Source organism: Nonomuraea sp. NPDC049750 (assembly GCF_040659625.1).
GTDB lineage: Bacteria > Actinomycetota > Actinomycetes > Streptosporangiales > Streptosporangiaceae > Nonomuraea.
This window is the reverse complement of record NZ_JBFANB010000006.1, coordinates 362,620-387,100: the sequence shown is the minus strand read 5'-3', so window position 1 is coordinate 387,100 and position 24,481 is coordinate 362,620. Positions and strand designations below refer to the sequence as shown.

The 24,481-nt window shown below is 69.7% G+C and carries 22 protein-coding genes; 7 read left to right on the top strand and 15 right to left on the bottom strand.

Going from position 1 to position 24,481, the window contains the following annotated elements:
• Positions 1-2 precede the first annotated feature (2 nt).
• Positions 3-848, bottom strand: a complete 846-nt coding sequence (locus AB0J16_RS19855; protein ID WP_358541154.1) for an AraC family transcriptional regulator — start codon at positions 846-848, stop codon at positions 3-5.
• Between the two features lie 93 nt (positions 849-941).
• Here AB0J16_RS19855 and AB0J16_RS19850 point away from each other — a divergent pair, with 93 nt between their 5' ends.
• Positions 942-1,679, top strand: a complete 738-nt coding sequence (locus AB0J16_RS19850) for a phytanoyl-CoA dioxygenase family protein (RefSeq protein WP_358541152.1) — start codon at positions 942-944, stop codon at positions 1,677-1,679.
• Between the two features lie 96 nt (positions 1,680-1,775).
• On the opposite strand, the gene AB0J16_RS19845 is transcribed toward AB0J16_RS19850, so the two are convergent.
• On the bottom strand, positions 1,776-2,786 hold the full coding sequence (locus AB0J16_RS19845; protein WP_358541150.1) for a substrate-binding domain-containing protein: 1,011 nt from the start codon (positions 2,784-2,786) through the stop codon (positions 1,776-1,778).
• Between the two features lie 230 nt (positions 2,787-3,016).
• Here AB0J16_RS19845 and AB0J16_RS19840 point away from each other — a divergent pair, with 230 nt between their 5' ends.
• Positions 3,017-5,317, top strand: a complete 2,301-nt coding sequence (locus AB0J16_RS19840; protein WP_358541148.1) for a glycoside hydrolase family 3 N-terminal domain-containing protein — start codon at positions 3,017-3,019, stop codon at positions 5,315-5,317.
• Between the two features lie 21 nt (positions 5,318-5,338).
• Here AB0J16_RS19840 and AB0J16_RS19835 read toward each other — a convergent pair whose 3' ends face one another.
• From AB0J16_RS19835 to AB0J16_RS19825, 3 genes are all read right to left on the bottom strand, one after another.
• Entirely contained in the window at positions 5,339-7,207 is a 1,869-nt protein-coding gene (locus tag AB0J16_RS19835; RefSeq protein ID WP_358541146.1) for a cytochrome c oxidase assembly protein, read from the bottom strand.
• Between the two features lie 85 nt (positions 7,208-7,292).
• A complete protein-coding gene (locus AB0J16_RS19830; RefSeq protein ID WP_358541144.1) occupies positions 7,293-7,820 on the bottom strand; it encodes an MFS transporter in 528 nt (175 codons plus the stop codon).
• A 187-nt stretch (positions 7,821-8,007) separates the two neighbouring features.
• Positions 8,008-8,610, bottom strand: coding sequence for a hypothetical protein (locus tag AB0J16_RS19825; RefSeq protein ID WP_358541142.1), 603 nt, complete (start codon positions 8,608-8,610; stop codon positions 8,008-8,010).
• A 141-nt stretch (positions 8,611-8,751) separates the two neighbouring features.
• On the opposite strand from AB0J16_RS19825, the gene AB0J16_RS19820 reads away from it, so the two are divergent.
• On the top strand, positions 8,752-9,975 hold the full coding sequence (locus AB0J16_RS19820; protein ID WP_358541140.1) for a helix-turn-helix domain-containing protein: 1,224 nt from the start codon (positions 8,752-8,754) through the stop codon (positions 9,973-9,975).
• A 475-nt stretch (positions 9,976-10,450) separates the two neighbouring features.
• Here AB0J16_RS19820 and AB0J16_RS19815 read toward each other — a convergent pair whose 3' ends face one another.
• Entirely contained in the window at positions 10,451-10,675 is a 225-nt protein-coding gene (locus AB0J16_RS19815; protein WP_358541137.1) for a hypothetical protein, read from the bottom strand.
• 273 nt (positions 10,676-10,948) lie between these two features.
• Here AB0J16_RS19815 and AB0J16_RS19810 point away from each other — a divergent pair, with 273 nt between their 5' ends.
• Both AB0J16_RS19810 and AB0J16_RS19805 read left to right on the top strand, forming a co-directional pair.
• Positions 10,949-12,322 (top strand): transcriptional regulator, encoded by a 1,374-nt coding sequence (locus AB0J16_RS19810; RefSeq protein WP_358541135.1) that lies wholly within the window; start codon positions 10,949-10,951, stop codon positions 12,320-12,322.
• Between the two features lie 40 nt (positions 12,323-12,362).
• Entirely contained in the window at positions 12,363-12,887 is a 525-nt protein-coding gene (locus AB0J16_RS19805) for an NUDIX domain-containing protein (RefSeq protein WP_358541132.1), read from the top strand.
• A 72-nt stretch (positions 12,888-12,959) separates the two neighbouring features.
• Here AB0J16_RS19805 and AB0J16_RS19800 read toward each other — a convergent pair whose 3' ends face one another.
• The 3 genes from AB0J16_RS19800 to AB0J16_RS19790 form a co-directional block, all read right to left on the bottom strand.
• Positions 12,960-14,141, bottom strand: a complete 1,182-nt coding sequence (locus tag AB0J16_RS19800; RefSeq protein WP_358541130.1) for an ISAs1 family transposase — start codon at positions 14,139-14,141, stop codon at positions 12,960-12,962.
• 301 nt (positions 14,142-14,442) lie between these two features.
• Positions 14,443-14,715 carry a hypothetical protein gene (locus AB0J16_RS19795; RefSeq protein ID WP_358443838.1) on the bottom strand — a complete coding sequence of 91 codons (273 nt, stop codon included), beginning with the start codon at positions 14,713-14,715 and terminating at the stop codon, positions 14,443-14,445.
• 92 nt (positions 14,716-14,807) lie between these two features.
• Positions 14,808-15,881, bottom strand: a complete 1,074-nt coding sequence (locus AB0J16_RS19790; RefSeq protein ID WP_358541422.1) for an ISAs1 family transposase — start codon at positions 15,879-15,881, stop codon at positions 14,808-14,810.
• Between the two features lie 435 nt (positions 15,882-16,316).
• Between AB0J16_RS19790 and AB0J16_RS19785 the strand changes: the two genes are divergently transcribed.
• A complete protein-coding gene (locus AB0J16_RS19785) occupies positions 16,317-17,630 on the top strand; it encodes a hypothetical protein (protein WP_358541128.1) in 1,314 nt (437 codons plus the stop codon).
• A 166-nt stretch (positions 17,631-17,796) separates the two neighbouring features.
• Here AB0J16_RS19785 and AB0J16_RS19780 read toward each other — a convergent pair whose 3' ends face one another.
• The 5 genes from AB0J16_RS19780 to AB0J16_RS19760 form a co-directional block, all read right to left on the bottom strand.
• Entirely contained in the window at positions 17,797-18,402 is a 606-nt protein-coding gene (locus AB0J16_RS19780; protein WP_358541126.1) for an energy-coupling factor transporter transmembrane protein EcfT, read from the bottom strand.
• The gene (locus AB0J16_RS19775) at positions 18,399-19,073 is read right to left on the bottom strand and encodes an ABC transporter ATP-binding protein (protein ID WP_358541123.1); all 675 of its coding nucleotides are present in this window, start codon (positions 19,071-19,073) and stop codon (positions 18,399-18,401) included. The genes AB0J16_RS19780 and AB0J16_RS19775 overlap by 4 nt, the downstream gene beginning before the upstream one ends.
• A gap of 84 nt (positions 19,074-19,157) precedes the next feature.
• Entirely contained in the window at positions 19,158-20,309 is a 1,152-nt protein-coding gene (locus AB0J16_RS19770; protein ID WP_358541120.1) for a thiolase family protein, read from the bottom strand.
• Positions 20,309-21,865, bottom strand: a complete 1,557-nt coding sequence (locus AB0J16_RS19765) for a class I adenylate-forming enzyme family protein (protein WP_358541118.1) — start codon at positions 21,863-21,865, stop codon at positions 20,309-20,311. Before AB0J16_RS19765 ends, AB0J16_RS19770 begins: the two co-directional genes overlap by 1 nt.
• 7 nt (positions 21,866-21,872) lie before the next feature.
• The gene (locus AB0J16_RS19760) at positions 21,873-22,484 is read right to left on the bottom strand and encodes a biotin transporter BioY (protein ID WP_358541115.1); all 612 of its coding nucleotides are present in this window, start codon (positions 22,482-22,484) and stop codon (positions 21,873-21,875) included.
• A 240-nt stretch (positions 22,485-22,724) separates the two neighbouring features.
• On the opposite strand from AB0J16_RS19760, the gene AB0J16_RS19755 reads away from it, so the two are divergent.
• The gene (locus AB0J16_RS19755; protein WP_358541112.1) at positions 22,725-23,669 is read left to right on the top strand and encodes a pentapeptide repeat-containing protein; all 945 of its coding nucleotides are present in this window, start codon (positions 22,725-22,727) and stop codon (positions 23,667-23,669) included.
• A gap of 4 nt (positions 23,670-23,673) precedes the next feature.
• Here AB0J16_RS19755 and AB0J16_RS19750 read toward each other — a convergent pair whose 3' ends face one another.
• Positions 23,674-24,411, bottom strand: coding sequence for an amino acid racemase (locus tag AB0J16_RS19750; RefSeq protein WP_358541109.1), 738 nt, complete (start codon positions 24,409-24,411; stop codon positions 23,674-23,676).
• Positions 24,412-24,481: the final 70 nt, after the last annotated feature.

Sequence of the window (24,481 nt, the reverse complement as noted above, 5' to 3'; positions counted from 1 at the left end):
GGTCACGCCTCTGGCGCGGATGCGCTGAACCTGGCTCGGTAACCGGATGGGCTCATCGCGAAGAACTGCCGGAAGCGGCGGCTGGCGTAGTTGGGGTCGCTCCACCCCACCTGCCTGCCGATCGCCGCGACCGGCAGATCCGTCTCGATGAGCAACGCCGCCGCCCGCTCGGCGCGCAGCCGGTTCAGGTAGGCCATCGGCGCGATGCCGAGCTGGGCGGTGAACGTCCTGGCCAGATGGGCGGCCGAGACGCGCGCGAGCACCGCCAGGTCGTCCACCGACCAGTCCCGCCGCGGGTCGCCCTCCAGCTCCCGTACGGCCAGCAGCACCGCGGGATGCGTCCCCGCGCTCCCGGCGGCGGGCTCACCGAGCGAAGTCAGCGAGGCCAGTGAGGCCGCCGCCCCGCCCAGCAGGCACAGCAGCGCTCCCACCTGCGTGATGTGCCCGCCCACCGCCGCCGGAAGCGCGGCCTCGACCACCGCGAGCGCCCCGTCGTCCAGCCGCGACACATGCCCCGAGCGGTGCAGCAGCCTGCCGACGTGCGGTTCGGCCCGCAGCCAGGCCAGCTCCCGCTGGAACATCTCCGGACCGACATACACGTTGTGCACCACCAGCCCGCGGCAGTCGCGGTAGCCGTGCCAGTCGCCCGGTCGCAGCAGCGCGACCGAGCCACGGCTCAGCTCCTGCTCCCCGATGGCCGAGACGTGCGTGGCCGTCCCCTTGGTGACCACGGCCAGCTCCAGGAAGTCGTGGCTGTGCGCGCTGTTGTCGGCGGCCAGCGCGTGCCGCTCCGCCACCACGGGCAGCCGGTCGGGGGTGAAGACGTCGTCGCGTCGTACATGGTGCACATCAGGATTGTGCTACATGCGAGCAACCCCCGTCCTAGCCCGTCCCGGCACCGCCCGGCAAGAGTGGAGGCACCACCGACAAGGGAGAAGAACATGCTTGACGACGCTCAGGTGTCCGCGTACCGACGTGACGGTTTCATCCACCTGCCCCAGGTGATCTCGCGCGAGGAGGCCGCCCGGTACGCCAAGGCGGCGCTGGCCGCACAAGAGACCGTACGGGACAATCGGGAAGGTGACATCTTCGTCCAGTTGCTGCAGCTCTGGCAGCAGGACGAGACGCTGCGCGAGCTCACCCTGCACCCGGGGCTCGCCGCGCTCGCGACCCAGCTGGCGGGCGTGCCGCTGCGGCTGTGGCACGACCAGCTGCTGATCAAGAAGCCGCACAACGGCGCGGCCACCGAGTTCCACCAGGACCAGCCGTACTGGCCGCACACCGGCTCGCGGCACGCCCTGTCGGCCTGGATCGCGCTGGTCGACGTGCCGGTCGAGCGGGGCTGCATGACGTTCGTGCCCGGCTCGCAGGACCTCCAGGACCTGCGCGCCCAGGACTTGTCGGACGGCCAGGACCTCTTCCGGATCGCGCCCGAGCTGCGGTGGCGGCAGCGGGTGACCGTCCCGTTGAGGGCGGGGGACTGCACCTTCCACAACTCGTACCTGGCGCACTGCGCCACGCCCAACTTCACCGACGACCCGCGCATCGCGCACGTGGTCATCTACATGGACGCCGACGCGGTCTTCGCCGCCGAACCGGCGCACGTGCTGACCGACCCCCTCGGCCTCACCCCCGGCCTGCCGCTGCCCGACGAGCACTTCCCCAGCTTCGCTCGCTGATCGACCCCGACGTCATTCGAGTCAGCGCGTCGTGCTGCCTCTGGACCCGACGACGTCACCCGGGTCGGCGCGTCGTGCTGCCTCTGCACCCCGGCGTCACCCGGGTCGGCGTGTCGCGCTGCCTCTGACGATGAGGCTCGTGGCGAGCTCGATCCGGGTGCCGGCCGAACCTCTGCGATGGGCCAGCTCTTCGGTGATCAGCCGGACCGCCTCGTTGGCCATGTCGTCGAGCGGCTGACGGACCGTGGTGAGCGGCGGGGACAGCATCTCGCACAGCGGGGAGTCGTCGAAGCCGACCACGGACACCTCTTCGGGGATGCGGATGCCGCGCTCGGTCGCCGCCTGGTAGACGCCTGCGGCCTGCAGGTCGGAGCCCGCGAAGATGGCTGTGGGCCGGTCGGGGTGGTCGAGCAATTCGGCGCCGAACGTCTTGCCGCCGGAGACCTGGAAGTCGGCGAACCGCGTCAGGTCCGCCGACGGCTCGACGCCGAAGGTGCGGTGCGCGGCCAGATAGCCCTCGTAGCGGTCGAGGGTGCACTGCGTGTCGAGCGGCCCGCCGATGAAGCCGATCCGCTCGTGCCCCAGCTCCAGGAGATGGGTCGTGGCCATCACCCCGCCCGACCAGTTGGTCGCGCCCACGGTCGAGAGCCGGGGGTCGCGCTTGCCGACCGGATCCAGGAGCACCAGCGGGACCCGCAGCAGCTCTTCGACGGCCGCGATCTCCTCCTGGTTGGCGCGGGAGAGCACCAGGACGATGCCGTCGGTGCCGCGCTTGCGCACCATCCCGATCCAGCGCCGCAGGTCGAAGTCGGCGCGCGCGGAGGAGGTCACGACGAGCGAGAATCCCCAGCGCGCGGCCGCCTGCTCCGCACCCTTGACCAGAACCTCGGCCCAGGGCGAGCCGAGCCCGTCGATGAGCAGGTCGACCAGCCCGACTTGCGGAGCGCTGGGCGGGCGGAGCGCTTCGTACCCGGAGGCGCGGACCGCTTCGAGCACCTTGCCGCGGGTGGCGGCGGAGACGTGCTTCTTGCCGCTCAGCACTTTCGAGACCGTGGGGACCGACACCCCGGCCGCCGCCGCGACATCGGAGAGCGTGGGTCGGGGCACAGTACCTCCCGTTTGTCGACTTTCGGAAAATTGTCTGGCCCGCAGGCACTTATCCAACTGGGCTGATCAGGCGCGTGCGGCAAGTGTTGACACGACTGCAAGCCTGAATCTACCGTAACGAAACGGCAATGTCACGGCATCTTTTCGGAAAACTATCCGGAAACTTTCCGATGCGATGACGGAAGCCCGCGCCCACCCGGGCGTACCGGATCAACAGTGAGGGTGCGTGCATGACGATCGATGAGCGTCGAGCGCGACGTGTCGGCGACCTGCTGGCCGACATGTCGCTCGACGAGAAGCTCGCGCAGCTCGTGGGCGTGTGGCTGAACGTCAATCGCGAAGAGGGTGTCGTCGCGCCGCTGCAGGATTCGATGCAGGGCGAGGACGTCGCGTTCGAGGAGTTCGCCCGCCACGGACTCGGGCAGATCACCCGGCACTACGGGACCCGGCCCGTCGATCCTGAGTGGGCGAGCACCCTGCTGGCCGCGCGGCAGCGATGGCTGCTCGACCACACCCGCCTCGGCATCCCGGCACTGGCGCACGAGGAATGCCTCACCGGGCTGGCGGCCTGGCAGGCGACGACCTACCCCGTCCCGCCGGCCTGGGGCGCGTCGTTCGACCCCGAGCTGGTCGAGCGGATGGGTCAACGGATCGGGTCGAGCATGGCCGCGCTCGGCGTTCACCAAGGGCTCGCTCCCGTGCTTGACGTGATTCGCGACCAGCGGTGGGGGCGGGTCGAGGAGTGCGTGTCCGAGGATCCGTACGAGGTCGCGACGATCGGAGCGGCGTACGTGCGGGGGCTCCAGTCCGCGGGCGTGATCGCCACGTTGAAGCATTTCGTCGGCTATTCGAACTCCCGCGCCGGACGAAACCTGGCCCCGGTGCACGCGGGGCCGCGTGAGGTGGCCGACGTGCTGCTGTTCCCGTTCGAGGTGGCGATCCGGGACGCGGGGGCGGGTTCGGTGATGAACTCCTACGCCGAGATCGACGGGATCCCGATCGCCGCGGACGACCACTACCTCACCCGGATCCTGCGTGACGAGTGGGGTTTCGACGGCACCGTCGTCGCGGACTACTTCGCGGTCGCCTTCCTGCACACGCTGCACGCCGTCGCCACCGACGCCGAGGACGCCGCCGTGCAGGCGCTCACGGCGGGGATCGACGTCGAGCTCCCCACCGGGGTCGCCTATCTGGCGCCGTTGAAGCAGGCCGTGTCGAGCGGGCGGATCGCCGAATCGCTGATCGACCGGGCGTTGAGCCGGGTGCTGCTGCAGAAGGCGAAGCTCGGCCTGCTCGACGACGACTACGAGCCGGTTCCTTCGGGGCCCGTCGACCTGGACGGTGCCGAGTCCCGGGCGCTGGCGCGGCGGCTGGCGGAAGAGTCCATCGTGCTGCTGACCAACAACGGCCTGCTCCCCCTCGGCGACGGCGCGGGACAGCGCATCGCCGTCATAGGCCCGAACGCGGACAGCGTCACCGCGCTGTTCGGCTGCTACTCCTTCGTCAACCACGTCCTGCCGCACTTTCCCGAGGTCGAGCCGGGCATCGAGTCGCCCACGCCGCTCGACGCCCTGCGGGCGGAGTTCCCGGACGCGGTGCTGCGGGTCGCGCACGGCACGGGTGTCGACGACGGTGACCGCGCGGGGTTCGGCGAGGCCGTGGACCTGGCGGCCGCCTCCGACGTGGTGATCCTCGTGCTCGGCGACCGGTCCGGCCTGTTCGGCCGGGGCACCTCCGGCGAGGGCTGCGACGTGGACACCCTCGACCTGCCTGGCGCCCAGCAGGCACTCGCCGACGCGGTCCTCGCCACGGGCACTCCGGTCGTGGCGGTCCTGCTGACCGGCCGGGCCTACGCCGTGCCGGGCATCCTGCGCGAGGCCGCCGCCGTGGTGCAGGCGTTCTTCCCCGGCGAGGAGGGCGCGGGGGCCATCGCCCGGGTGATCAGCGGAGCCGTCAACCCGTCGGGGCGGCTGCCGATGAGCATGCCCGGCTCGCCCGCCGGTCAGCCGTACAGCTATCTGCATCCCCGGCTCGGCGCGGCCGGTTCGGTGAGCAACATCGACCCCGCTCCGGAGCTGGGGTTCGGTCACGGGCTGAGCTACACGAGCTTCGCCTACGACGAGGTGTCCGTGGCCGCGACCGCTCCGGCGGCGGACGGGTCGATCCACTGCTCGATCGTCGTCCGCAACGCGGGTGAGCGGGTGGGCGCGGAGATCGTGCAAGTCTACGCGTCAGACGTGGTCGCCTCGGTGACCCGGCCCGTCGCCCAGCTGGTCGGATACGCGCGCGTCGAGCTCGCGCCCGGCGAGCGGGCCTCGGTCGGCTTCGAGGTGCCGACGCGGCTGCTGGCCTTCACCGGGCGCGACGGCCGGCGGGTCGTCGAGCCCGGCGAGGTGACGGTGAGCGTCCGCCGCTCCGTCACCGACGTCGTCGCCGAGCGGTCGGTGACGCTGACCGGGCCGGTGTACGAGATCACCGGCGCCGAACGGCGGCTGACCACGGTCAATCAGACAAGCGTCCTCCTCCACTGAACGGCGGCTGACCACAGTCGTTCAGACGAGTGTCCTTCTCCGCTGAGCGGCCCGCCGCCACGACGCCAGTCGTACCACCGGCGCCACGAGCACCACGACCGCGACGACCAGCACCGTCAGCCCGGCGGTCCGCTGGTCGGCGGACAGGTCCGACACCCCCGGCGGCGACACCAGCGTGAACCAGTCCACGCCCACCCCCGGCCCGAACCGCAGGGCCAGCCCGAGCGCGAGCTGCGCCACGGCGACCACCGCGAGCAGCCGCACCCGCGCCACCCAGGTGATCGGGCGCGGCAGCGGATCCACCCCGGCCAGCACCCAGAAGCACAACGCCCCGGTGCAGAAGAGCACCGTCAGGGTGAGCAGATGGAGCGCGTAGCTGTACAAGGACTGCCCCAGCCAGCCGGTCCCGTACAGCACCGCGATCGGCACGATCTGCGCGGCGGCGACGATCACCGGATGGGTGAGCCGCGAGGCGAGGCGACTGTCCAGGATCGCGCGGGTCACGTCGCCGTACTGGGACCGGTCCGTGGTGGTCTGGGCGGCGAGCGTCAGCGGCGCGCCCAGCGCCAGGAGTAGGGGCGCCACGAGCGCGACCAGTCCGTACTGCAGCGCCTGCGCGGACAGCATCGCGCGGGCGTAGCCGCCCACGCCGCTGAGCAGGGCGAACGCCAGCACCGCGAGCCCGGCGAGCCACGCGGCGGTACGGCCCGGCGGCCACACGATCCCGTCGCGGGCCAGGCGGCGCAGCCCGACGAGGTAGCCGATCGCGAGGCCGGCCAGCACGAGCAGGATCAGCGGGTCCAGCCTGATCTCGGTGAGCAGGCCGCCGATCGAGAAGGGCGGCAGGTTGTACTCCAGCAGGAGGTGGTCGTGGCCGCCGCCGCCCTCTGAAGGCGGCGGCGGGGTGCGTGACAGGGCGACCGCGAGCCCGACGGCCGCCGCCATGACGATCGCCTCACCGGTGGCCAGGCGGACGAACGTGCGTCGCACCGGGCGTTCGGCCAGGCCCGCGACGGTACGGCGGCGATGGTTCTGGCCGAAGACGCCCAGGGCCACCAGCGCGGCCGCCTTGGCCAGGATGAGCAGGCCGTAACGGGTCTGCCACAGCTGTGCGACGGCGTCGAGGCGCACCCACGCGCTGGCCACGCCCGACACGGCCACCGCGCCGAAGCAGGCCAGGGCCAGCGTGCTGAACCTGGGCACCACGTCCGTGAGCCGGTCCGACCGCCGGAAGTGGACCAGGACCGCGGCCAGGCCGCCCACCCACACCGCCACCGCCGCCAGGTGCGCCATCAGCGCGGAGATCGCGATGTCGTGGTCACCCGCCGAGGCGGCGTGCCCGACGTAGGCGGGCGGCAGGATCGCGAAGACGGCGACCGCCAGCAGGAAGGCGTTCCACCAGGGCGAACGCCACAAGCTGGTGCCGATCGCCACCACCCCCGCCGCCGCGGCCACGATGAGCAGCGCCTGGGTCTGCGGGACGGTCGTGCCGAACGACAGGATCGACGGGCTCTCGAACAGGTCGGTGAGCGGCAGGCCGACGACCTCCGAGATCGTCAGCAGGTACGTCGCCACCGCGGCGGCGGCCCAGCCCAGCCCCCAGCGGCCGGCGGCGCGCAGGCAGGCGGCGGCCTGCGGCGTGCCGCGCGGCGCCAGGAGCACGGCGGCCACCAGCGTTCCGACGGTGGCGAAGGCGCACAGGTCGTAGGCGAACCGGGCCAGGGGCATCCCCCAGTCGGTGAACGGTCCCGCCTTGGGCAGGCCCGGGATCGACGGCTGCGGCACGCTTCCGCCGAACAGCAGGGCCGTGACCAGCACCAGGACTCCGGCGGCCACGGCGACGACGGCGTATCGGCGGGCCGGCGTCGCCCCGCCTCGGAAGGTGGACACGGCTGCTCAGGTGCCGATGGGCAGGGGTCGACGGCATCGGGGGGTTGACGGCATGGTGATCTCCACGTGGCTGCGGGACGGGGGGTCAGAAGGCAGCCGGGAGCGGTGGTCCACGCCGGACGACCGCGTGACGCAGGACGCTTTCGTACGGTCCGCCGGGTGAGCGATAGGCGGGCGCCGGTGGAGTGCGTGGGGATGCGGGGCACGGCGCCAGGACCAGGAGCAGGCGTACGGCCAGCCGCCGCAGCACCGCCCACAGCGCGGTCTCGCCCCTGGCCACCCACCATCCGCTCACCAGAGTGGCGGTGAGGTGGCAGAGCACCATGCCCGCGTCGGTTGCCGGTCCGTGTCCGGGCGGCATGGGTACGGGGGCGTCGTGCCAGGAGAACAGCCCGTGCAGGAGGACTTGTGCCGAGCCGAGCAGAACGGCGATCGGGACCGGTTCGCGCTCCCGGCCGGCCAGCGCGGCGGCGCTCGCCGTCACGAGTCCGGCGCCGAGCGCGAGATGGCCGGGGCCCGGCAGAGTGCCGTCGGCGAACCAGTGGGCCAGGGCGGCCAGCGTCACACAGACGGCCGCGAAGAGGGCCGACCGCGCTAATCGCAACGGCAGCATGGCTCGCATGGTGCCCAAATGCTCCCACACCAGCAGCTCGCCGTGAGGCGCGTTCCCACCTATAGCGTTTATCCGAAATTTCAGCTTTTCCAGGCTTATAACGGTGACGCCGAGCGGCCCGCTCAACGCATGAGCGCGCGCCGGTGGCATCCGTATCGGGACCACCGGCGCGCTGATCAGGTGAGCGTCAGGCGTGCAAGCCCCGACAATTGATCTTGAACGAGTCGCCGTAGCCTTCCCAGACCCCTACCAAGGTCCATCCCTGGGCGACCTTGTCAGCGTGCTGCCAGGTGCAGGCCGCATGCAGGTCGAGGCGGATCTGAGCACCGTCGTTCCTGGTGCAGACCCAGCCGGTCACATTGTCGCCCAAGTGCTTCGCGCCGTTGTAGCCGATCGACTGGCAGAAACCGGCGAGGTTCATGCCCTTGTAGAACTCGGTCGCTCCCGGCGTGGCATGGCACTTCCACTCGCCGGCGCTGGTGCCGTTGGTCGACGCGGTGACCGGATAGCCGGCGGCCACGAGCGGGCTGAACTGCCACTGGCAGGCGCTGGCCACCGAGAGGCCGACTTCGTCGTTGCCGCTGACGCACCGCCAGCCATCGAAATGGCTGCCCGCCAATTTGGCATGGTCGTACCCGATCGACCTGCAGTAGCCGTTGAGGTCGACGCCGCCCAGGTAGGCGTCGACCGATTGGACTATGAGCGGTGCGGCTTGGGCGGGTGAGGCGCCCAGCCAGGTCGCGCCCAGGCACGCCAGCAGCACGGTCAGGATGAGATGACGCAGTCGCATACCGATCCCTTCGTCGGAGGGTGGATGGCGCCGCAGCCGAACCACGCTGCGGCCTGCCAAGTATCAAATTCGCCCGGCGAGCAGGTCTTCGTGGCGGCGACACAAGGTCACACGCGCTGTTGCGCGTTCGCGTAAGGAGCATTGATCCACGACGAGCGGGACGACGAATACGCCGGGGGGCAAGCACCGAACCTGACCGTTGAGGGGGAACGGAACGTGGGCGGACTGTTCGAGTCGTTACGTGAGCAGGTGGAGGACAACGCGCGCAACGCCGTGTCGGCGTATCAGCGCGAGATCCCCGAGTATCGAGACATCCCGAGCATCGGCGGCGAGCGCGACCACCAGGCGAGCATGTACGGTTTCGCCGTCTTCATCCGGTCCCGCAGGCTCGACCTGGCACCGGCGCGGCTGCCGCTCAACGACGATGACCTGTCGACGATCTCGTCGGTGGGCCGCCAGCGTGCCGAGCTGGGGCTGTCCGTACTGTCGCAGCAGCGGGTACTCGGGCTGCACACGCATCTCACACTTCAGGAGATCCACCAGGTGGCCGGCCCGGAGGACGGCGACGACCTGCTGCGGATGCTCGGCTGGGTCGGCTCGCAGAGCGTCCGGGCCAGAAGCGCGTACCTGCACGGGTACACCGACGGGGTGGGCCGGTCACGGTCGCTGGCGACCCGCAACGAGCTGCTCGCGCGCACATTGCTCGCGGACGAGCCGGTGGAGCCGCGACTGACCGACCCGCTGCGGCCCTTGGTGGCCTCCCGCTACGCGGTGTCAGTGGTGCGCGTCCCCGCCCCCGCCGTACCCGAGCGGGACCGCTCCACCGTGGTGAGCGCGCTCGCCACCGGCTCGCTGGTCGCCTGGCTGAGCTGTGGCGAGCTGGTCCTCCTGACTCCCGGCACCGTGGATCGTACGGTGGCGCTGCACCAAGTGCGGTCGGCGGTGGCGCTGCTCGGGCGGGCCTGCCAGGTCGCCTCCGTGGAGGGCGTGACCGGTCAGCTCGCCGAATCCCTCACCTGGGCGCGGGAGGCCAGCCGGGTGGCGCCGACGGAGGACCGGCCGGCCCGCCTGTACGTCCTCGCCGACCTGTTCGTGGAGATGGCCGTGGCGAACACGCCGGAAATCGACGCATGGCTGCGCGCCTTCGCCCGGCGGCTGTCCAAGGGGCCGGACCTCGTGGCGACCCTGCACGCCTACTACAGCCACGACATGAACCGCGCGGCGGCGTCGGCAGCGTTGCGCATCCATCCGCGCACCCTGGACTACCGGCTGCAGCGCGCCCGCAAGGTGACCGGCCTCGAGCCCGGGTCGACCCTCGGCGTACGGATGCTCAGCACGGCGGTGGCGCGCCTACTGGCCCGGTGAGGCGGTTGGGGCACGGCCATGTGCGGCGGTCAAGATGGAGATGCCTGCAAGGCCACGCATCGGACGCAGGCGCGGCGCGAGGTCGGCGCGAACGGCAGAGACCAGCCGCAGATCGGCAGAGGGCCGACCGGCTCCGCGCACAGGCCGGTGGATGTGCCGGGGAGCACGGCGTGTAGTACGGCGTCCTGCCCGCTTCCCAAGACGCCCGTCCGGTACTCGCGCGGGGGTGCTGTTCCCGCATCGGCAACGGGTTCGATGGTGAGGTCATCCCAATGGACAGGCCAACGGCGAATGCCGGCGGGCAGGTCGAAGTGATCCCCGTCAAGCCGGATCAAGGCGTTGGTACCGTGGGTGAGGATGCTGATCACTGTGCCGCTACGCCCGATGAGCCTGGCACGGTGAGCGCGGGTTCGTGCGTGGCTGTGCAGGAGTTCCGTGATCGTGACGCGGCTTCCCACTTGTCGCGTATCGATGCTCAACTGACTGGCCCCGAAGCTGCCGCCTGCACGTATATCGGCTGGGGTAGGGGATGGCTTCTGCGGAGGTCCGCGTAGCGGGAGGCGACGCGACGGGCAGCCCGCTCGGGATCGAGCGCGGGATGGTAGGCGTAGATGACCCGTTTGCGGTGCGGGTCCCAGCCGGTACGCCACCAGTAGCGGTCGCCATCGCACCAGACCACCAGGCCCACCCAAACCGACACCAGGGCCAGCCCGTATCCATCGTGGATGTCGGCAGGGACGCCGAGGCTTGGCCTATGTCGCGGGCGGCATGCAAGGGGTGAGGTGGGCGAGTGATTTCTGGTTGGTTCCGGGTCATGGAGCCAGTGGACTCGGCGCGGGATCGCTCTCATAAGCGCGTGATCGCGACGGGTGGTGGGAGTCGGTTCACACCCTGTGTGAATGCGATAAAGCTGTGATGCGCTCGCCTGTCAACCTGCCTGTTCGTTCTGTAACTTTCTGCTTACACTCCGGATATGGCGTCGCTCGACGGAGGGGCTGAAGTGAGTGAGCCGAACATCCTGCTGGATGCCTTGCTTGCGGAGGCGGGCATCTCGCACGCGGGAATGGCCGCACGAATCAACAAGGCCACCGCGACCGCCCGTCGCCCCACGCGCTACGACCACACGGCCGTAGCGCGATGGGTCAGAGATCACGCCATCTCAAGGGGTGACGTTCCGGAGATCATCTGCGAGATCATCGGGCCCAAGGTCGGGCGGGTCCTCGCACTGTCAGATATCGGGATGGCGAGAACGGCGGGTGACGCCTGTGAGATGGAGTTGCCCAAGGTTGTTGACCAGGCCGTCGCCCTGTGGCGAGGAGACCTGGGGAACAAGGTCTTTCCGGTGGGCGCATCGTTGATCGAGGGCTCGGCCGCCATCGCACCGGTCTTCGAGTGGGAGAACCCGCCGTACGAGATCGACGTCTCGCAGCGAGGTCCGCGCCCAGTGTCGATGGACGACGTCCAGGTGCTCAAGGACGCGCGTGGCCGCTATGAGCAGATGTACCGCAGGGTAGGCGGCATCCCGGTACGGCCGCGCCTCGTGGCCTTCCTCAACACCGGCGTGACGCCGTTGCTCAGAGGTAGCCATGACGACGAGATCGGCAGGCGACTGTTCCGGGCGGCTGGTGGGCTGATCGCGCTCGCGGGCATATGTGCGTACGACTCCGACAGGCAGGCGCTGTCGCAGCGCTACCTGTTCCACGCGCTCAGGATGGCCAAAGCGTCGAGCAACCTGGCCTTCGGCGGCTACGTGATCGCGTTGCTGGCGAACCAGGCGATGGCCCAGGCGAAGTACCGGCGCGTCATCCAGTATTGCGAGACAGCTCTGCGCGCAGCGCGGGGTCACCTGAGTCCCGCCCTCGCGACGGACCTGCACATTCTCCAAGCGAAGGCGTACGCACGTGTCGGCGACCGGGCGAGCTGCCACGCGCACATGCGCCTGTCGGAGGCCACGGCAGGGCAGATCCGGCAAGGAGAGGAGCCTCCGGAGACCGGCTATGTACAACCAGGTCTGCTTGAGTGCCAGCACGCCGAGGCCCTGCGCCGTCTCGGCGACCTGACACCTGCCCAAGAGTACGCAGAGGAGGCTCTGCGTTCGGCCAGCACCTGCCATCTACGGGGGCAGGCTCACCGGCAGGCGACTCTCGCCTTGATCCTGGCCGAACGCGGAGAACTGGAACAAGCCGCCTCCACCACGGAAAGCATGCTCGACTGTACCGAGGGCATGGAGTCCGAGCGCCTTGCCGAGCGCATCGAATCGGTGACGACGGCCCTGAGTGCCTACGACACGCAACCGGTCAAGGTGTTTGTCGCCCGCGCGAGGCAGCAGGCTGGCATCCCCTTGTAGCGTGGTGCCGGTCCAGGCGTCCACGCAGGGGAGCAGTCGCATGCGCTGGCAGGTCCACTCGGAAGAACCGCTCTACACTGACCGCTGGCTCGACGTCCGCGTGGCCGATGTGGAACTGCCAGACGGACGGCATCTTGATCATCGGCTCATCCGCACCGCGCCCGGAGCCGGTGCAGTCGTCACTGACGAGCAGAACCGTGTGTTGCTCATCTGGCGGCACCGCTTCATCACCGACACCTGGGGTTGGGAGATCCCGATCGGCAAGATCGAGGAGGGCGAGGAACCGATCGCCGCCGCCGCCCGCGAGGTCGAAGAAGAGACCGGCTGGCGACCTGGCCCCTTGTCGCCACTGCTCTACACCCAGCCGACCAACGGCATCTCCGACTCCGAGCACCACATCTTCCGCGCCGACAGCGCCCAGCACATCGGGCCGCCCACCGAAGGATGGGAGGCGGAGCGCATCGAATGGGTCCCCCTGACGGACATCCGCCGCCTGATCGACAAGCGCGACATCATCAGCGGCACCAGCATGAACGCTCTGCTCTACGTCCTCGCGGGGGTGTAGCGACTCGCGGCTGTGGTGCCGCCAGCCCTCACCGCTTCGCGGTTCTTCCAGGGCCCCGGCAAAGTTAGTTGATCATGTGAGTCCGAGGATGGTCAGGGGGCGGGTGGCGTCGCGGGAGAGGTGCCGGATGGCTTGGGCGAGGTTGGTCGCGCCGGTCAGGCGTAGCGCGCCGATGGCGAGGTTGCGCAGGGCGGCCATGTTGCGGGGTGCGTTGCCGGTGCGGGCTTGGGAGTGGTGTTCGCCGTAGGTGACGTCGCGGACGTGGTGGAGCCGGTTTTCGATGCTCCAGTGTCCGCGGATCAGGGCGGCGAGCTGGGCGTGGGTGATGCGTCCTGGTGGGAGGCTGGTGACGGCGTAGATCGTGACGATGGTGGTCTTGCCGGTGCGGTGGTCGGTGCGGCGGCGTTTGACCTGGATCGCCTGGGCGGCGTGGGGGAAGGGCAGCCCGGGGCGGACGGTGCAGATCTTCATGCGGCGGATCTCGCGGCGGCCGTGTCCGGTCTCGTCGGTGCGGTCGTTGAGGATCGCTTCGCGCCAGGGCAGGGCCTTGAGTCGGCGGTGCAAGGTGGGCTGGTTGCCCTTGACGATGAACAGGTGGTGGCCGCCGGCGGCGATGATGTGGCGGGCGTGTTCGTGCTGGGTGTGCAGGGCGTCGGCGGTGATCACCGTGTGGGTGAGGTCGAGTCCGGACAGCAGGGGTGTGAACGCGGGGATCTCGTTGCTGTGGGCTTCGACCTGCCGCTGAGCTACGACGGTCTGAGTGTCGTGGCGGGTGGCGGCCAGCAGGTGCACCGTGGTGTCGGGGGTGCGGCTGCCGCGCAGGGTCTTGCCGTCCACGGCCAGGCCGATGAGCGGGGTTCGGTCCGAGGGTGGGCCGCAGGCGGCGAGTGAGGCCAGGTAGCCGCAGGTGGCAGTGTCGAAGGCGTCGCCGTCCAGCCGGGACGGCAGCCGCCCCAGGGTGCTGGCGGCCAGCTTGGCCGTGCCAGGCAGCCCGGCGCGGGCGCGAAGGTGTGGGTCGTATCCGGCGATGACCCGGGTGATCTTCGCCAGGGAAGTTGCGCCGCCGAGCACGGCGAGCAGGGATAACGCTAGCAGCGGGCCGAGCCGGTAGCGGCGTCCCCGGCGGCTGCGCGGGTCGGGCACCGTGTCCAGCACTTCGGCCAGGGCCGGCAGATCGAGCAGGTCGGTCAGTGGGTCGGTGAGGGAGACGTGCTCCAGGTGGCGGGCGAGCACGTCGATCGGGGATGATGGCACGCGAACGCGGCCCCTGTTCTTGATCGACTGGCGTAGACAACCAACGATCATCAGGGGCCGCGTTTGTCATTCACACCCCGGGGGTGCCCTCAACCACCCGGCCTCGTCGAGCCCGCGTAGGTCCTACCAGCCGAGAACGCTTCGCCCCTGACTGGGTGCCTACCCCGGCACGCCCGACGAGATCCTGATCGCCGGCCCGCTGTCCGAGGTGGCCGGCCACCTCGAACAGGTGCGTGCGCGGGCCCGCGCGCGCAAGGGCTGGACCATGGACACGTACCTGCTGCGGCGGCGCTAGCGCGGCTCAGCCACGGGTGCGGATCCACCAGCCGCGGTTCTCGTGGGTGCCGTCGGCCCATTGGCAGTAGTGCGAACGCCCGTCGAGCTGGTCCCAGAAGCGCCTGCGGTGATCGCAGGCGTCGAACGTGGAGAACGGCCCCTCCTGGGTCCAGTCCGTCGTGGTCGGCGGCGGCGCCGCCTGCGCTGCGGTGGCCGCCAGGGCGGGGGTGGCCGCCAGGGCGGGGGTGACGAGCGCGGCGGCCATCAGCGCACCGGCGGCCAGCTTGGATACTCGCATCGACTCTCCTCGAAGTTGGGAATGCCGCAACCGTAGGAAACGGCGCTTACAGATCGCTCACCGATCGCTTTCAGCCCAGGGTCGAAACGTTCTCATGTTGTAAGACCGAGTAGCTGGAGGCCGTCGGCGGGGTGGCTGCGGTAGTGGTCGGTGGCGGCGGCGATGTTGGTCCAGCCGATCAGGCGGGCCAGGCCGATGGCCAGGTTGCGGAGGCTGGCCATGATCCGGGGTGCGGTGCCGGTGCGGACTTTGGAGACGTCTTCGCGGTAGGTGACGTCGCGGACGTGGTGGAGCCGGTTTTCGATGCTCCAGTGTCCGCGGATCAGGGCGGCGAGCTGGGCGTGGGTGATGCGTCCTGGTGGGAGGCTGGTGACGGCGTAGAGGGTCACGGTCCGCCATTTGCCCTTCTTCAGGTCCCTGACCTGGCGTTTGATCTGCATGGCCTGGAGCGCGTGCGGGAAGAGCAGCCCGGCTTTGACGGTGAGCACCTTCAGCGTGCGGCGCTCCTCGCGGCCGTGCCCGCGGTCGCGTTGGCGGTCGGCGACGGGGACCTGTTTCCATAACAGCCGCTTGAGTTGGGAGAACGTATCCGTCCAGGTCAAGGTCTGCCAGCAGAGGCTGGAAGCGGGTGATCTCGTTCGTTTTGCCGTCCACGTCGGTCTGTGCCAGGACCAGACCGGAGGCGTGGTCGAACGCCGACAGCAGGTGCACTGTCCGGTGCTCGTCCAGGCGGGCGCCGCGCAGCGCTTTGCCATCCACCGCGACCGCCCGGCGTCGGGGTCGCTCATCTGGGGTTTGGGATTTGCTTTGAGGTGGGCACGACTGCGTGCGGCCAGCCAGGCGGTGAAGACGGCGTCCAGGGCGTCGGCGTCGACACGTGCCAGCACGCGGCGAAGCGTCGCCTCGTGCGGCGGTTGGGCAACGCCGGCGATGGGGTCGTGCCGGACTTCCAATGCGGCCTGGACCTGGACAGGGGCATCGGCGATCCATTCGGCGACAGCGGTGAAGGACCGCGCCCCGGCCAGTACGGCAGCTGCCGTGATCGTCAGGAGCGAGGCCAGCGCGTGGCGGACGCCGCGTCGCCGCCGCGGATCGGGAACCTGCCGCAGATGATCGAGCAGGCTGGCGTACTCGGGGGCGGCTACAGGCGCCGAGCCGCAGGTCACGGTCGTCAAGTGGTCCAGGGCAGGGGTGATCGGCAATGATATGGGGGCAGGCACGGTCTTCTCTGATCATTTGGCGTCGAGAACCTCATGATCTCGAAGGTCGTGCCTGTTCGTTTAGCTGATCGCCCGCCCCGCCGCTTCGCCCCGGCTGCACCGCCCTCATGCGCCTGAACTGGACATCACGGCCATCGGTGCCACTTTGCCGGGGCCCTGGCGGTTCTTCTGATGCTCTGATGGCGCCAGAAGCGCTCAGGCCACGCAGGTCCTGCGCTACTTGCATGTCGGTCTTACACGGGAAGTCCCGCCTCGCGCCTTCGTTATATGCCCATAGGCGAGGATGCATATAGGGTAGCCCTCAAAACGCGATCGTCTCGATTGCATCACTACTCGTCATCCCACGTAGCAGCCTATTCGCATATTGGCGATACTTGCAGCATGGATACAATGGAGCCACTCCCAAGCCTACTAGAACCCGATTGGGAGACGGCCGAAACAATCCTCTACCAAGGGAGAGGGCGCATTATAGAAATGGATGTTCCCTGCGAAGTAACCGTTGATCTACAATGGCTACCTCGCCATGAAGTCCGCCTCCTTCTGTCATCGACCGTAGACACTCCAGTTAATTGGCTACACCTAAACAAGCATAAGCCATTTCATGTCCATCTTGACAACCTAGCTGGACCGAATAACTTGGTCGAAGCTTATCATCGCAAGTCATCTTGGGACAAGGCGACGGCATGGCTTGCGGAAAGAACCCTAACCGGAGACGCAGCCGCTCCCGTTAAATTGGTTTCGGGATCCCTCGTAAACTTCATCGAGGCCAATGGATCTCCCCTCAAAGGGGCAATAGAGGGCGTTGAGTGGGATTGGCTCGGCCGGAACAGATGGGTCGTTGAGGGCTGGGAAATCATTCTCGATGCCCATCCAGGAGCAGGCTCCACCCTCAGGCGCATTCGTGACAATGGAGGATATTCCCGCACACACGCTCTACGCATATCTAAGGTCGACGGGGCGCAGTTCATGGCGGTCGATGCTGAAGCGGCGATGGAAGCAATACATCTCGCGCTTTCATTCCTCGCCGGACGCTTTACCGCTCCCCAATTCGAAGGCATCCGAGCAAACGGAGAAAGAGCATGGCAAGAATGGGCTACCCCTAAAGTGGATCAGCTCACCCATGGACATCAAGAGCTGTGGAGTGGACATAGAGGACAGTCGATCGAACTCATGGCCGCCCCTCTCATCAAAGCCTTCCTTAATGCCGCCCGTCGCCCTACTCTGGCGTTTCTCATTCAGGCCCACCTTGGAGCGAATGGTTCTGCTCTATTGGAGCAACGGCTCCTGCTAGCCTTCGCAGCAATAGAGCACCTAGCCTGGATCAGGCTAGTACATGAGCAGGGAAAGAATCCACAGAAGATCGATAGCAAGGGCGCTGAATGGCGAATTCGAAGGATGCTGACAGATTTCCAGATTCCTACGACACCCCCAGCCCACCTACCAACGCTGAAGGCATATGCTGCCACTACAAATATGGATTCCGCAAAAGCGGTGACAGAACTTCGCCATGCTCTAACACATCCCAAAGACCCACACGCCTTGTATGCTCAAGCGGGACTTCTGAGAGAGGCATGGCTGCTGACCTCGCACTGGCTCAGCCTTCTGATCCTTGCGTGGGTTGACTATCGCGGAGAGGTCATCGATACGTCAGATCTTAACCGATGGGGAAGCGATACTATAACGACCCCCTGGTGACATAGTCAGAACGTTCTGCCATATACGCGCTGGGCCGTTCACGCTGAGTGGCTTTCACGTTCACTGGCCAGCCGGGGGATTTTCGCTTCCAATCGTTCGGCCTTCGCCAAGAACAGCTTGTTGCTGATCTTCTCACCTATGGACCTGCGGGCCCGTGTGAGCCCCATCAGTCGTCCAGGCCGCGGGCGCTGAGGGCCTCGCCCAGCGCGTCCGCGTGCCGCAGCGCGCTCACCACCAGCGGCACGGCGAAGGCCCGCACGCTCCACTGCACTCCCCTGGCGCGCTGCGCCTCCCGTACGCGGGTCGCCAGGTCGGCCATGACGGGCACGCTGCGGATCGTGAGGGACAGCAGCAACGACAGCCGGAACGGATCCAGCCCCACCCAGCGCGCCGGCGACAGGCAGCGTTCCAGGAACGCCATCATGGCCTCCGTCCGCGTCGTCAGGGTGACCAGCCCGGCCAGGGCGACGGCCAGGACGACCCGGGACACCGAGGTGATCGCCGACGGCAGGTCCGCGAACACCGCCTGCACGGCGAACAGCGCCACCGCGAACCAGCGGACCGGCCGCACCTGCGCCCAGGCCGCCGCCGCGCCCACCCCCGAGACGGCGAACAGCACCCCCACCACCAGCGCGGCGACCGCCATCGACACCGGCGCGCGCAGCAGGACGAGCACCGTGCAGCAGGCCGCCAGGCCCGCGAGCTTGGCTCCCGCGGGCAGGCGGTGCAGCGGCGAGCCGCCTGGGACGTAGGCGCCGGTGAGACCGTTCACGACATGAGCTTCCGGTAGTGATCGATGGCCGCCGGCGGCGCGGCGTCGGCTACGATCCGTCCCTCGTCCATCACCAGCAGGCGGTCGAAGTCCGCCAGCAGCGCCAGGTCGTGGCTGATCACGACCACCTGCTGCGGCAGTTCGCGCAGCACGTCGGCGACCAGCCGGGAGTGGCGCAGGTCCAGCAGGGTCGTGGGTTCGTCCATGACGAGGATCTCGGGTTCGAGCACCAGGACCGAGCAGAGGGCGAGCAGCTGTTTCTGGCCGCCGGACAGCTGGTGGGCGGGGTGGTCGGCGTGGCCCGCCAGGCCGTACCTGTCCAGCACGTCCATGACCCGGCGCTGGACCTCCTCGCGCGGCAGCTTGTGCCGGCGCAGGGAGAACGCGACGTCCTCGGCCACGGTCGGCATCACGATCTGCGCGTCCGGGTCGGTGAACAGGAACCCGACGCGCCGCCTGATCCTGGCCGCGTGGCGGCGGGTGTCCTCGCCGAGGACGGTGACGGTGCCGGAAGTCGGCAGGACCAGGCCGTTCAGCAGCCGGGCCAGCGTGCTCTTGCCCGACCCGTTGGCCCCGATCACGCCGATCCGCCGCTCGGGCAGGCGGGCCGTGACGCCGCACAGCACCTCACGCTGCCCGAGCCGGACCCGCACGTCGTCCAGCTCGATCACCCGCACCACCTACGCATCTCACCTTCAACCGGCTTGCTCATCGGCTCACACCACGCACGCACTTGACCCGCTCGCTCATTGGGCTCACACCACCTCGAACAGGGCGGCGACGCCGAGACCGCCCCCGACCGCCGCCGTCGCCAGCCCCAGCGTCCCCGGCGGCGCGCCCGACCGTACGAGCCGTGTGAACAGCCGGGTGACGACGACGGCTCCGGTGGCCCCCCACGGATGGCCGAGCGCCAGCGCGCCGCCGTCGGCGCAGACCCGGTCCCGGTCGGCGCCGAGCGGGTCGAGCCCGAGCGCGTCGGTGACGGCCAGCGTCTGGGCCGCGAACGCCTCCACGATCTCCACCGCCGCGATCTGTTCCATGCTCACTCCGGTACGGCCGAGCAGCCGTCGTACGGCGGGCACCGGGCCCCAGCCGGGCAGGGCGGGATCACAGCCGACGACGGCCCCGCCCCGCAGCCGGAGCCCCGGCAGCCCGGCCCTGGCGCGCAGGCGTTCCGTGGTGAGGGCGGCCACCGCCGCCCCGTCGCTGACCGGCGAGGAGTTCCCGGCCGTCACCGTCCCTCCGGGGACGAACGCCGCGGGCAACCGCGACATCGACTCCGGCCGCAACACCCGGGGCCGCTGATCCTCCGTCCGCCCCTTGACCTCGACGATCTCCGCCGCGAACCGTCCCGCCTCCCGTGCGGCCACCGCCTTGGCGTTGCTCGCGCGCGCGTAGTCGTCCTGGCGGGCCCGATCCACGCCGCGCGCCGCGGCCAGCGCCTCGGCCGCGGCGCCCATGTCCGGGTCCGGGTGGCCGGCCGGGGTGAAGGGCGCCCGCTCGTACGGCACGGCGGGGCTCCCCCGGTGCGCCCGCAGCGGGGCGGTGGATGCGCTCTCGACCCCACCGGCGAGGACCAGCTCCATCTCCTCGCTGGCCACGGCCTGACCCGCCATCAGGATCGCGGCCAGCCCGCTGCCGCACTGCCGATCCACCGTGGCACCAGGAACGGCCTCGCCCAGCCCCGCGCCCAGCGCTGACACGCGGGCCAGGTTCCCGCCCGGACCCATGCAGTTGCCGAGCACCACGTCCTCGATCGGCACGCCGAGGCCGGCGATGTCACCGGCCAGCGCCTCGATGACGGGCGAGGCCAGCATGTCGGCGGTCACCTCCTTGAAGGCGTGCCCGGCGGTCCCGATCGCCGTACGGCGCGCGGCCACGATGACCGGCGCGATGTCCGATCGCATCAGGTGAGCCGCCACAGGTCAGGGTCGCCGCCGGCCAAGCGGGCGGACAGGAGGCCGCGGGCCGGCTTGCCCGCCGAGGTGCGGGGCAGGCTGTCCACCGCGTACCAGCGGCGGGGCCGTTGCGCCGCGGCCAGGCCGCCACGGGCCACGGCCTCGAGCGAGGCCCGCGAGGGCGGGGTCCCGGCGCCCACCTCGACGATCGCCGTGACCACCGCGCCCAGGTCCGGGTGTGGCGAGCCGACCACCACGACGTCGCCCACCCCCCGCACGCTCCTGAGCACCTCTTCGACGTCCTCCGGCACGACCGTGGCGCCGCCGGTCTGGATCGCGCCGTCGCCCCGGCCGCGCAGCCGCAGGACCTCACCCGGCAGGTACGGCTCCGCCACGTCGCCGACGCTCATCCACCCGTCGCCGTCCACCCGCAGCGGGCCCGCCGCGCCCGCCAGATAGCCTTCGGCCAGCCAGGGCGACCGCGCCCACACCTCGCCGAGCGTCTGGCCAGGCAGGGTCCTGACCTGGAGTTCGACGCCCGGAAAAGGGCGCAGCCCCGCGCCGTCGGCGTCGGCGGCCACGAAGGACAGCTCGGTCGCGCCGTAGTAGGACACCACCCGCACGCCGGCGTCCGCCGCCCGCTCCCGCAGCCCGACCGGCAGCGCCGCCCCACCGATCACGACGGTCCGCAGCGGGGCACCCTCTTCCAGCGCGTCCAGTACGGCCGGCAGGCAATGCGGCACCAGGTGGGCCACGGTCGCCCGGCCGAGCTGCTCGCCCAGGGACCCGGGCGACCAGCGGCCCGGCACCAGAGCCGTGGCGCCGACGGCCAGCGCGTGCACGGCCGCGAAGCCGTACAGGGACGAGCCCAAGGGTCCGGGCACCAGGACGACGTCGCCGGGCCCGATCCCGGCCAGCTCGCTCACCCACGGGAACGACGCGGTCCAGGACGCGCGCGTACGGACCACGGCCCGAGGACGGCCGGTGCTCCCGGAGCTGAAACACGCCCAGGCCCGATCGCCGTCCTCCGGCTGCGGCCAAGCCGCCGCGTGAGGAACCAGCGTGCCCGTCTCAACGGATGGCCCCGCACCCGCCTCAGCAGATGGCCGCGTGCGCGCCGCGTGCGGAACCAGCGTGCCCGCCTCAGCGGATGAGCGCCTGCCCGCCTCGGCGGATGGCCATCTGCCTGCCTCGGCGGGTGACAGAACGTCGTTCGCCCCAGCGGGCGGGAGGCTGTCGAGGTGGCGGTCCGCGGGGATCGCGGCCCGTACGCGTTCGTCCCAAGTGGGGTCGCACAAGAGCGGCGTACCCCCCGCCAGGTCCGTCGCCAGTGCGGCGATGAGCTGGTCCACCGGGTCGGCCAGGCTGATCGCGACCAGCGCCCCGTGAGCCAGCCCCAGCCCGGCCAGGCCCGACGCGGTTCCGCCCGACGCGGTCAGGTGCGCCGCGGTGTCACGGATGCGCCGGGCGAGCTCGGCGTAGCTCAGTTCGCCCGCCGGGCCGCACACCGCGAGGCGGTGCGGGTGGGCGGATGCGTGGCGCAATACCTGTGCGGCGACCGGCATGACCGGTTCAGCCCTCCTTGCTGGCGCGGAGCCGTTCGCGATGCACGGCCGGGACCGCGTCAGGGTATGCCCGTTGAGTACCTTTCGTCACAATCGCCGCCAGCACCGCCTTGATCAGGTCGCCGGGCAGGAACAACGTGGCGCTGAGCAGCGCCGTCCGGCCCAGCGGGACGCCGGTGACAGCCGCCTGCACGGGCAGACCGATCAGGTAGATCACCCCGATGCCGCCGACCACACAGGCCACCACCAGCCGGACGATGCCCGGCCGATGGCCGCCGCGTTCGACGATCCAGCCGGTCACGGCCGCGCCGGGCAGCCAGCCGATCAGGTAACCGGCCGACGGCCCCGCGAACACGCCGAGCCCGCCACGCCCGCCGGCCAGCAACGGCAGGCCCACGGCCACCAGCACGAGCAGTACGGCGACGGCCAGGGCGGCCCGCCACGAGCCCAGGATCGTGCCCGCCAGCATGACGCCGAACGTCTGCAGCGTGATCGGGACCGCGTTGCCGAACAGGTTCAGGGTGCCCGGCAGGCCAAGCGCGGCGATCAGCGCCGCGAAGACGCTGATCCGGGCGATGTCGCCGGTGGGGAAACCCTTTCCCCCGGTGAGCCTCGGCATGTCGCCGCCTCCACTTCTCATAGGTGCGCGGAACTTCTCGCAGCCGCGACTTCTCGCAGTCGCGTGGAACTTCTCGTAGTCGCGTGGAACTTCTCGTAGGTGCGGATCCGATCTCACACCACAACGTCCCGGGATACGCATGGAGGGATGCCACAACATTCGCCCGCGAGCCTCGTCACCGCTCAACTTGAGTAGGGGCCTACTCTCGCCAACGGGCGGACCTGAGCGCACGATCCGCTCATGACGTGGTTCCGTTGGCGTCCCGAAGAACGGGCGACCGCTCCATTATCGCGGGCGGAATTCGCCACCCTCCAACCCGTAGAACGCGCTGCGCTGCACCGCGCGGCCCAAGACAGCCGGCGCCAGTTCGTCACCACCCTGCTGCAGATCCCGGCGACCATCGCCGTGCTGGGCGGACTGCTGCTGACGGCGCAGGGTCTGGCGCAGACCGCGAAATCGGTCGAGGCCTCCCGTGAGGAGTTGCTGATCGCCAGGAAGGGCCTCGAAGTCGCGCAGAAGGGCCAGGTCACCGACCGATTCACCAAGGCCGTCGAACAACTCGGCAGCGCGAGCATGGAGGTGCGGATCGGCGCCGCCTACGCTCTCGAGAACATCGGCAGGGATGTCCCCGACTACCGGCAGACGACCGTCGACGTTCTCGCGAGCTATGTTGTGGGAAACGGCCGCACGTCGACCAAGAAGAACTACGGGCAGGCCAGAGATGTTCGGGCCATGCTCACGGTGCTGGGCCGGGTCCGTCCGGCCAACCCGAAGCAGTACTGGATCGACCTGTCACACGCCCGGCTCGGCGACGCCGACCTGAGCGACGCCTACCTGCGGCGAGCCAAGATGTACGGCGTGTTCCTCGCCGGAGCCGCGCTGTTCCGAGCAGATCTGTCCGACAGTGATATGCCCTTCGCCGACCTGTCCGCCGCCTGGCTGACGAACTCCAACCTCTCCCGCGCCAACTTCAACCTCGCCGACCTGACCAAGGCATCCCTGGAGAGGGCCAACCTGACCGACACCGTCTTTCTCACCGCGGACCTGAGGGGCGCCAATCTGACGGACGCCACTTTGACGGGCGCCGATTTCGACAACGCCGACCTGACCGGCGCCATAGGACTGCCCCCCACCGCCCAGCTCAAGAAGATCGTCCAATGGAACCCCCAGACAAAGTGGCCGTGACCGGTCAGCTCCGGGCAGCGGCCAAGCCTCCGCCACGCCAGGTGGGCAGCGGCCGGTGACCGGCCGCGACCTCGTACGCGGCGACGGCCATGAGGCGGGTGGAGTCGAGCGTGGGCAGCGGCGACGCCTCGGGTGTCACCAGGAGCGGGATCTCGGTGCAGACGAGCGCGACGGCGTCACACCCCCGCTCCGCGAGCCGCGAGATGACACGGACGTACTCCCGCCGCGACTCCTCGGTGAACACCCCGCTCACGAGCTCGGCGAAGATGATCTCGTTGATGATCCGCCGGTCGTCCGGATCCGGCACCTCCGCCGCGATCCCACGCGCGGCGAGCGCCTCCGGATAGAGCCGGCTGTCCATTGTGTACGCCGTACCCAGGACGCCGACCTTCGTCCGCCCGTCGCGAACGGCCTGGTCGGCGACCACCTCGGCGATGTGCAGGCCGGGCAGGGCGAGATCGGCGCCGGGCCGTTCGAGCGCCAGGTGGGCGGTGTTGTCCGGGCAGGCGAAGAAGTCGGCCCCGGCCCGAGCCAGCCGCCCCACGCTGACGGCCAGCGTGTCCCTGATCGAGTCGTAGTCGCCCGCGTCCCACGCGGGCATGCTGTAGCCGAAGGCGATGTAATCGAGGGTCACGTCGGGGTGCTCATGCCGGCCCACCCGGCGGAACCCCTCCTGGCAGTAGGTCAGGAAGCACAGGGCCGCCCCTTCGGTGCTGTGGGCGAGGATGCCGAGATGCCGCATAGTGATCACTCCTCCGATGGCGGGAACCTTCGCCCACCACCGCCCAAGGTGCCACAGCCGACCGCCCCGA

Coding starts and splice junctions, on each gene's coding strand:
- AB0J16_RS19795 (WP_358443838.1), bottom strand. CDS start 14,715: ATGCGAGTATCCAAGCTGGCCGCCGGTGCGCTGATGGCCGCCGCGCTC.
- AB0J16_RS19760 (WP_358541115.1), bottom strand. CDS start 22,484: ATGCCGAGGCTCACCGGGGGAAAGGGTTTCCCCACCGGCGACATCGCC.
- AB0J16_RS19765 (WP_358541118.1), bottom strand. CDS start 21,865: ATGCCGGTCGCCGCACAGGTATTGCGCCACGCATCCGCCCACCCGCAC.
- AB0J16_RS19785 (WP_358541128.1), top strand. CDS start 16,317: ATGGATACAATGGAGCCACTCCCAAGCCTACTAGAACCCGATTGGGAG.
- AB0J16_RS19840 (WP_358541148.1), top strand. CDS start 3,017: ATGACGATCGATGAGCGTCGAGCGCGACGTGTCGGCGACCTGCTGGCC.
- AB0J16_RS19805 (WP_358541132.1), top strand. CDS start 12,363: ATGCGCTGGCAGGTCCACTCGGAAGAACCGCTCTACACTGACCGCTGG.
- AB0J16_RS19825 (WP_358541142.1), bottom strand. CDS start 8,610: ATGCGACTGCGTCATCTCATCCTGACCGTGCTGCTGGCGTGCCTGGGC.
- AB0J16_RS19755 (WP_358541112.1), top strand. CDS start 22,725: ATGACGTGGTTCCGTTGGCGTCCCGAAGAACGGGCGACCGCTCCATTA.
- AB0J16_RS19770 (WP_358541120.1), bottom strand. CDS start 20,309: ATGCGATCGGACATCGCGCCGGTCATCGTGGCCGCGCGCCGTACGGCG.
- AB0J16_RS19850 (WP_358541152.1), top strand. CDS start 942: ATGCTTGACGACGCTCAGGTGTCCGCGTACCGACGTGACGGTTTCATC.
- AB0J16_RS19750 (WP_358541109.1), bottom strand. CDS start 24,411: ATGCGGCATCTCGGCATCCTCGCCCACAGCACCGAAGGGGCGGCCCTG.
- AB0J16_RS19830 (WP_358541144.1), bottom strand. CDS start 7,820: ATGCTGCCGTTGCGATTAGCGCGGTCGGCCCTCTTCGCGGCCGTCTGT.
- AB0J16_RS19810 (WP_358541135.1), top strand. CDS start 10,949: ATGGCGTCGCTCGACGGAGGGGCTGAAGTGAGTGAGCCGAACATCCTG.